We start from the raw sequence: 7,119 nt of genomic DNA on the forward strand, positions 1-7,119 counted from the left end.
GAGATTAGAAGAAAGGAAGAAAACCACGGATCACCGGGAAAAACGAGGGGTGAGAACCCCCCCGCCCCCGCCCTCCCCCCCGCCCGGCCGGGGAACCCCCCGGGCCCGGGTCGTCGGGCGGGCCGACAGGGCCGTCGGAGCCGGAGGCGCCGTCAGAGCCGTTCGGGCACCGGGTTGCCGACGGCCTCGATGGCGCGGCGGACCGGCACCTTCAACAGGACGACGAAACCGATGACGAAGAAGATCAGCAACGAGATGATCGCCGAGCGGTAGCTGCCGGTGATCTGGTAGGCGAGGCCGAAGACCAGCGGGCCCATCCAGCTGGTGCCGCGGTCGCTGACCTTGTAGAAGCTGAAGTACTCGGCCTCCTTGCCCGGCGGGACGAGGTGGGAGAACAGGGAGCGCGAGAGCGCCTGGCTGCCGCCGAGCACCAGGCCGATCATGCAGGCCAGGGCGTAGAACCAGGCGGGCTGGTGGGCGGGCATGAAGTAGCCCAGGGCCAGCGTGACGACCCAGCCGACCAGCGAGCCGAGGATGGTCCGCTTGGCGCCGTACCGGTGGGCGATCCGGCCGAGCAGCAGGGCGCCGCCGATCGCCACGACCTGGACCAGGAGGACGGCGGTGACCAGCGAGGTCTGCTCCATGCCGAGTTCCTCGCTGCCGTAGAGCGAGGCCTGGGAGACGACGGTCTGGATGCCGTCGTTGTAGCAGAGGAAGGCGGCGAGGTAGAGCAGCGTGAGCGGGTGCTTGCGCATGCCGCGCAGGGTGGTGGCGAGTTGGCGCAGGCTGCCGCCGGCGGGCCCGCCGTCCTCGGCCGGGGCCGCGGTGGGGCTGGGGGCGATGCCGGCCCGGGAGGGCAGCCGCAGCATCGGGACGACGGTGAACAGCGCCCACCACAGGCCGGCCGAGGCGAGGCAGATCCGCACGGCGGTGCCGGAGTCCAGGCCGAACGCGTCGTGGCCCTGGAAGAGCGCCAGGTTGGCGATCAGCAGCAGTCCGCCGCCCGCGTAGCCGTAGGCCCAGCCCTTGGAGGAGACCTTGTCGCGCTCGTCGGGGGAGGCCAGGCCGGGCAGGTAGGCGTAGGAGAGCGCGACCGAGACCGCGTACGAGATGTTGGCGACCACCAGCAGTGCGCCGCCGAGCAGGTAGCGGTCGCCCTGGAGGAGGAACATCCCCATCGTGGCGAGCGAGCCGAGGTACGCGAAGCCGCACATCAGTTCCTTGTGCCGGCCGGTGCGGTCGGCGACCGTGCCGGTGAACAGCATCACCGCGACCGAGAGCAGCACGGAGAAGGAGACCGTGTAGGGGAAGAACGATCCTGCACGGATCGTCAGGCCGAGCGGGTGCACATTGCCGGCCGCGTCGGCGGCGTCCTTGGCGACGGAGGTCAGGTACGGGCCGAGGAACACGGTCAGGACGGTGGCCGAGAAGGCGGCGTTGGCCCAGTCGTTGACGTACCAGCCGAACTGTATCCGGCGCAGGGACCGTCCGTCGTCGTCGACGGCCGCGGGGCCGGCCGCGGGATCGGTCGGTGGGTCGTCCGGCAGGTGCGTCGCCGAGTTCGTGGTGCTCATGGGGTTCCCATCACCGTGCTGGAGCCGGTACTGCCGTCCGTCCAGCAGCCGCGCTCGCCGAGGACGTCCCGCAGGACGTCGATGCGATCGGCCATGATGCCATCCACGCCCAGGTCGAGGAGAGCCCTGATCCGTGTGGGATCGTCCACAGTCCAGACGTGCACCTGGAGCCCGAGCCGGTGGGCGGTGCGGACGAAGGCCCGGTCGACCACCCGGACGCCCCGGTGACGCTCCGGCACCTGGGCGCACAGCCCGGCGAACGGCGCCCCCCGGCGCCGGGACAGCGGCCCCGGACCGGCGGACGGCAGGAACGATTCGGCCAGCGAACGCAGCCGCAGCCGGGCGACCTCGCGGGGGCCGAGCGAGGTGGCCAGCCGGGGACCGGCGGCGGCGCGGACGGCGGCCAGCCGGGTGTCGGAGAAGCCGCCGACGCAGACCCGGTCCCAGGCGTCGGTCCGGCGGATCGCCTCGACCAGCGGACCGACGGCCGGCGCCGCCTTGACGTCGATGTTGAAACGGGCGCCGGGGAACGCGCCGAGCAGGTCCTCCAGCAGCGGCACCGGCTCGGTCCCGCCGATCCGGGCCCGCCTGACGGCCTCCCAGGGCAGCTCCGCCACCGCCCCGGCGCGGTCGGTGACCCGGTCGAGGCGTGAGTCGTGGAAGGCCACCAGTACGCCGTCGGCGGTGGCGTGAACATCCGTCTCCAGGTAGCGGTACCCGAGCGCGACGGCGGCCTCGAAGGCGGCGAGCGAGTTCTCGGGGCGCCCGAGGTCACCGCCCCGGTGCGCGAAGGCGAGCGGCCCGGGGTGGTCGAGGAAGGGGTGCATGTGCTGCTCCGAGCTGCGGGGACAGGGACCCGGCGGGGCCGCGAGGCCGTGGTCCGCGGGCGTGCCGCGTTACAGTATTACGCACCCTGTCAAGCAGTAACGCTCGGTTTCACCCCGATCCGCAGGACCGGCCCCGGGCCGGGCCGCCCCTCAGCCCCCCGCTCCACCGCGGACGTCCCGGCGCAGTCCCAGGATCTCCGCGACGGCCTCCAGCCAGCGGGCGAGCAACTGGTCGCCGTCGACGGTGGTGACGGTGGTGGCCGCCGAACCCAGCCATTCGCGGGCGAGCCGGGCCGGTTCCGTCCCGGGGAGCGGCTCGGGGAGGTCGGCGGCGAAGCGGGCGCCGCCGCTGCGCACCACCTCGGCGAGGAAGGCGAGCGACCGGGGGAGCACCCCCAGCCGGTCGGCGGCCAGCGCGGCCGCGATGGCGCCCTCGCCGAACAGCGCGGCCCGGTGCGGGCCGGCGAAGGCCAGGCCGTAGCGGAGCATGGCGGACACGTCGAGCTGCCGCAGCTCGTCGTCCGTCCTGGGGCGGAAGCGGTCGTCGGAGCTCATCGGACCGTCACCGTGTAGGTGTTGCGCACGACCAGTTTCCTGTTCTCGTCGCTGGGGGCGGGAAGGTTGCAGTAGCTGCGGAAGCAGTTGAGGAGGGTGACGGCGGTGGTCCCGCGGCCCTTGGCCTCGAAAGTGTAGAAGCGGGTGCCGCCGACGCCGTCCGAGGTCTTCGACTTCCCCGGGAGGTCGAGCCGCTCGTCGGCCAGGGCGGCGACGGCTGCGTCCGGCCTCGGGTCCACGACGCTCCAGCGGTCGCCGGCCGAGGTGTTGTCCGGGACGGCGACCGTGAAGCGCTCGCCGACGGCGAGGTCGACCGAGCGCTCCTCCGCGCCGAGCACCCGCCCGCGCTCCGGCCCGTTCCGCGCGGCCTTCGTGTCCTGCCCGCAGGCCGTCAGCCCGGCCGCCAGGACGGCCGCCAGCGCCACCGCCCGGACCGGCATCCTCGTGAACACCCGTACCGTCCCGGTCACTTCGGCAGGTGGACGGCGTAGGCGGTGGGCAGCCGGTTGTCCGAGGCGCCGCCCATGTGGCCGTTGACGAAGTCGTCCTCGCTGACCCAGGTGGTGGTGCCCCACGGGTTGTAGATCTGCAGCATGTTGCCCTCCTGGCCGACGATCATCATGGCGTGGCCCGACCGCTTGCCGTCCTTGTCGTAGCCCTCCACCCCGACCGGCACCGGCTTGCCGTCGGCGACCGCCTTCTCGATGTCCGGCAGGAGCTCGCGCCGGTCGTCGGGATTCGGCATCTTCTTGTAGTCGAAGTCCGCGCCGGTGTGCGGGCTGACCTCCTTCTCCAGCACCTTCTCCTTGCCGTCCGCCCCCATGCCGTCCCAGTTGTCGCCGCCGTCGCCCTCCTGGTGCACCCGGTGCTGCTCGGCCAGCAGCCGCTGCTGGAACGCCGCCGGGTCGTCCTCCTGGCCGGTCGGCCCGCCGGTCAGGTCCAGCGCGTAGAGCGGGTCGACCATCGCCCGGGCGGTGACGGTGGAGGAGGCGACGCAGGTGCCCTCGGTGTTCGCCTGCTGCCAGCGGGCGCCGTCGAAGGTGACCTCGTCCGTGTTCTTGTTGGAACCGTCGCCGTTGGTCCCGCCGCTGGTGGTGTCGTCGTCCTCGGTGTGGACGGGCGTCAGGTGCGTCCGGAGCCACTCCGGGTCCTTGCCGTGGATCTTGCCCTGGAACGCGCGGATCTCGTCCAGGTTGTGACCGGCCGCCAGCGCCTTCATCAGATAGGCGCGCTCCTGCGGGGACTTGGAGTCGGCGAGCAGCTTCTCGAAGTCCGCCCGGTCCTTCTCGTTCATCTTGTCCAGGTACTCGCCGGACCGCTTCATGTCGTTGGCGGTCAACAGCTCGTTCAGCTCGGTCGGACCGTCCGGACCGGAGGTCTCGGCCAGCACGAGCTTGTCGGCGGCGGTGACCGCACCGGTCTTCATCTTGCCCGCGCGGGCCTCGGAGGCCAGCTTGTTCAGGTCGCGGGCCGCCGCACGGGCCGCCTCGTCGGCGCGCTTGGCGGCGCTCAGCATCGCGTCGACCTGGGGCACGGCGGCCTGCTGCGCCTTCTTGCGCGCCGCCTCCTCGTCGTCGCCCTCGAACCAGTCGTCGAACCAGCCGTCCTCACCGCCCAGCGAGCCCAGCACCTGCTGGAGCGCGGACCGCGCGGCGCCGTCCTGGCCCTGGGCGTTGCGCAGCGCGTCCGCGAGGTGGAGCAGGGCTATCCCGCCGTTGTGGAGCGCGCTGGTCTGCTCGTCGACGGCGCGGGCCGCGGCGGCCACCACCTCGGCGGCCTTCGCCCCCGTGGAACCGGTCCAGACGTCCGGCAGCCCGGCGGTGGCGACCGCCAGGACGTCCTGGTGGAGCTGGTTCGAGTCGGCGGCCGCGTTCTTGTAGCGGTTGCCGGTGGCCTCGATGGTGCCCGGGTCCCCGACCGGCGCGTGGACCGCGAGGGCTCCCTTGATCGCGGAGATCAGCCCGTTCTTGCTGTCCGCCTCGCGGACGTCCTTCAACCGGTCGCTCAGCGCCTTGCAGCGCTGCGTGGTGGATTCGCCTGCCATGGCGGCTCGTTCGCCCCGTTCCCGTTGCCCGTGGTGTGGTTCCTGCCGCTGCCCGTCGGCTCCTCGTCGGCCGCCAGGCCGCGCGTACAGCCGCGCGTTCGGACACGCGTACAGCCGCGCGTTCGGCCGCGCGTACAGCCGCGGCCCGTGTGCCGGACTCAGCCGAAGGGCCGGTACCCGCCGCTGCCCGAGGCCGCCACGAGGTCCTTCACCACGGCGCCGTCGGCCGACTGGTAGCCGGCCGAGGAACCGCGGACCTTGCCCGCCAGCTCGCTCAGCGCGCTCTTGATCGTCGCGCTCTGCGCCTGCCAGGAGCTGCTGAAGTTCTGGTACGCCGGATCGACGTCCTCGCCCCCGAACACGTCAGCGGTGTAGCACACCGGATCGCTGATCGCCGTCCCGATCGTGCCCTCGTCCCCGGACGCCTTGTCCAGCGCCTTCGCCTGGCCCTCGGCCCCGCCGGCCTGGATCGCGTACCCCGACCCCTGCGCCATGGTTCACCCCTCGTGCGTCCCCCGAGCCGTCCGCGCGACGGCGTCCGAGCACCATACGGGCCGTCCGGTGCCCGGGCAATTCGTATCGCGCCTGGTGGGGGCGCTGTTGCAGATTCATGACACACCGTCCACCGATCGGTCACGGCGCCCCGCCGAGGCTTGAGCGGGCGCCGTCCTGTCAGCGCGCCGCCGCCGGTGTCCTGTCAGCGGTGACAGCGCCGTGTCCGCGTTCTGTCCGCGCGGTGCAAGTGCCCCGGCCCACGCTGGTGTTGAAACGGAGCAACCCACGGGAGGTCACCATGTCCAACAGCATCCGGCCGCACTCCGGCACCCGCCCCACCTCGGTCCTGGTCTCCGGCGCCGGGATCGCCGGCACCGCGCTCGCCCACTGGCTGAACCGCTACGGCTTCCGCGTCACGGTCGTGGAGCGGGCCCCCTCGCTGCGCGGCGGCGGGCAGGCGGTGGACATCCGCGGCACCGCCCTGACCGTGGTCGAGCGGATGGGGCTGCTGGAGGAGGTCCGGGCCCGCCGGACCGGGCTGCGCGGGATGTCCGTGGTCGACGCGGACGGCCGCGAGCTGCGCAGCACCACCGAGTGGACGGCCAGCGGCGGGCCGATCGGCGGCCCGGACGTGGAGATCCTGCGCGACGAACTCGCCGAGCTGATCGCCGGAGCGGACGGTGGCGCCGCGGGTGACGGGACCGCCGGGACCGCCGGGCCCGGCGTCGAGTACCGCTTCGACGACTCGATCGCCACCCTGGCGCAGCACCCGGAAGGTGTCGACGTCCGGTTCCGCGGCGGCACCGAGCGCTCCTTCGACCTGGTCGTCGGCGCCGACGGCCTGCACTCGAACACCCGGCGCCTCGTCTTCGGCCCCGAGGCGGACTACCTCCACCCCATCAACACCTACGTCGCCGGCTGGAGCGCGCCCAACCACCTCGGTCTCGACCGCTGGGAGATCGCCCACCGGGACGGCGACGACCCGAACTGGTTCTGCATGGCGATGACCGTCCGCGGCAACAGCGAACTGCGCGTCTTCGTCGGCTTCCACAGCGACGAGCCGATCGACGACATGCTCCCGCGCGACCCGGCCCGCCAGCGGCAGTTGGTGGCCGAGCGCTCCGCCCACGCGCGCTGGGAGCTGCCGCGCTTCCTGGAGGCGATGCGGGAGTCCGACGCCTTCCACTACGACGTCGTCGCCCAGATCCGGATGGACCGCTGGTCCAACGACCGCGTCGTCCTGCTCGGCGACGCCGGCTACTGCTGCTCCCCGGCCACCGGCCAGGGCACCAGCGTGGCGCTGACCGCCGCCTACGTCCTGGCGGGCGAACTGCGCGCGGCCGACGGCGACCACCGTGCGGCCTACCCCGCCTACGAGCGGCGGCTGCGCGACCACGTGGCCGCCAACCAGGCGATCCTCGACGTGACCGGGGACCGGAAGGCCCGGTCCGAGACCGTCACGAACCTCGGGCAGTCCGACCCGAAGCTGGAAGCGGCCTTCCGGGCCGCCCTCGACTTCGACCTGCCGGACTACTGACCTGCCGCACCGCCGGCCGGCGGGGGGGGGGACAACCGGAGGGGGGGGGGGTCCCACCAGAAAAGGGACGTACCCCCCCACCCGAAA

The 7,119-nt window shown here is 72.8% G+C and carries 7 protein-coding genes; 1 reads left to right on the plus strand and 6 read right to left on the minus strand.

The genetic code is table 11. The features are described from left to right. Positions 1-152 precede the first annotated feature (152 nt). From ACZ6EM_RS39635 to ACZ6EM_RS39660, 6 genes are all read right to left on the minus strand, one after another. The gene (locus tag ACZ6EM_RS39635; protein ID WP_465774601.1) at positions 153-1,574 is read right to left on the minus strand and encodes an MFS transporter; all 1,422 of its coding nucleotides are present in this window, start codon (positions 1,572-1,574) and stop codon (positions 153-155) included. Next, on the minus strand, positions 1,571-2,401 hold the full coding sequence (locus ACZ6EM_RS39640) for a glycerophosphodiester phosphodiesterase family protein (RefSeq protein WP_452180603.1): 831 nt from the start codon (positions 2,399-2,401) through the stop codon (positions 1,571-1,573). The genes ACZ6EM_RS39635 and ACZ6EM_RS39640 overlap by 4 nt, the downstream gene beginning before the upstream one ends. A gap of 150 nt (positions 2,402-2,551) precedes the next feature. Further along, entirely contained in the window at positions 2,552-2,956 is a 405-nt protein-coding gene (locus tag ACZ6EM_RS39645; RefSeq protein ID WP_401046487.1) for a hypothetical protein, read from the minus strand. Then, on the minus strand, positions 2,953-3,408 hold the full coding sequence (locus ACZ6EM_RS39650; RefSeq protein WP_465774603.1) for a protease inhibitor I42 family protein: 456 nt from the start codon (positions 3,406-3,408) through the stop codon (positions 2,953-2,955). The genes ACZ6EM_RS39645 and ACZ6EM_RS39650 overlap by 4 nt, the downstream gene beginning before the upstream one ends. Positions 3,409-3,422: 14 nt before the next feature. After that, entirely contained in the window at positions 3,423-5,000 is a 1,578-nt protein-coding gene (locus ACZ6EM_RS39655) for a peptidoglycan-binding protein (RefSeq protein WP_401046491.1), read from the minus strand. Positions 5,001-5,158: 158 nt separating this feature from the next. Further along, complete coding sequence (locus tag ACZ6EM_RS39660) at positions 5,159-5,494, minus strand: hypothetical protein (protein ID WP_359914846.1); 336 nt, start codon at positions 5,492-5,494, stop codon at positions 5,159-5,161. A 299-nt stretch (positions 5,495-5,793) separates the two neighbouring features. Here ACZ6EM_RS39660 and ACZ6EM_RS39665 point away from each other — a divergent pair, with 299 nt between their 5' ends. Beyond that, positions 5,794-7,032, plus strand: coding sequence for an FAD-dependent monooxygenase (locus tag ACZ6EM_RS39665; protein WP_452180604.1), 1,239 nt, complete (start codon positions 5,794-5,796; stop codon positions 7,030-7,032). Positions 7,033-7,119: the final 87 nt, after the last annotated feature.

It is taken from the genome of Kitasatospora sp. NPDC041917 (genome assembly GCF_055589745.1).

What these genes read in the sequence shown, in the direction of transcription:
- ACZ6EM_RS39635 (WP_465774601.1), bottom strand. Translation starts at nt 1,574, where the DNA reads ATGAGCACCACGAACTCGGCGACGCACCTGCCGGACGACCCACCGACC.
- ACZ6EM_RS39640 (WP_452180603.1), bottom strand. Translation starts at nt 2,401, where the DNA reads ATGCACCCCTTCCTCGACCACCCCGGGCCGCTCGCCTTCGCGCACCGG.
- ACZ6EM_RS39645 (WP_401046487.1), bottom strand. Translation starts at nt 2,956, where the DNA reads ATGAGCTCCGACGACCGCTTCCGCCCCAGGACGGACGACGAGCTGCGG.
- ACZ6EM_RS39655 (WP_401046491.1), bottom strand. Translation starts at nt 5,000, where the DNA reads ATGGCAGGCGAATCCACCACGCAGCGCTGCAAGGCGCTGAGCGACCGG.
- ACZ6EM_RS39660 (WP_359914846.1), bottom strand. Translation starts at nt 5,494, where the DNA reads ATGGCGCAGGGGTCGGGGTACGCGATCCAGGCCGGCGGGGCCGAGGGC.
- ACZ6EM_RS39665 (WP_452180604.1), top strand. Translation starts at nt 5,794, where the DNA reads ATGTCCAACAGCATCCGGCCGCACTCCGGCACCCGCCCCACCTCGGTC.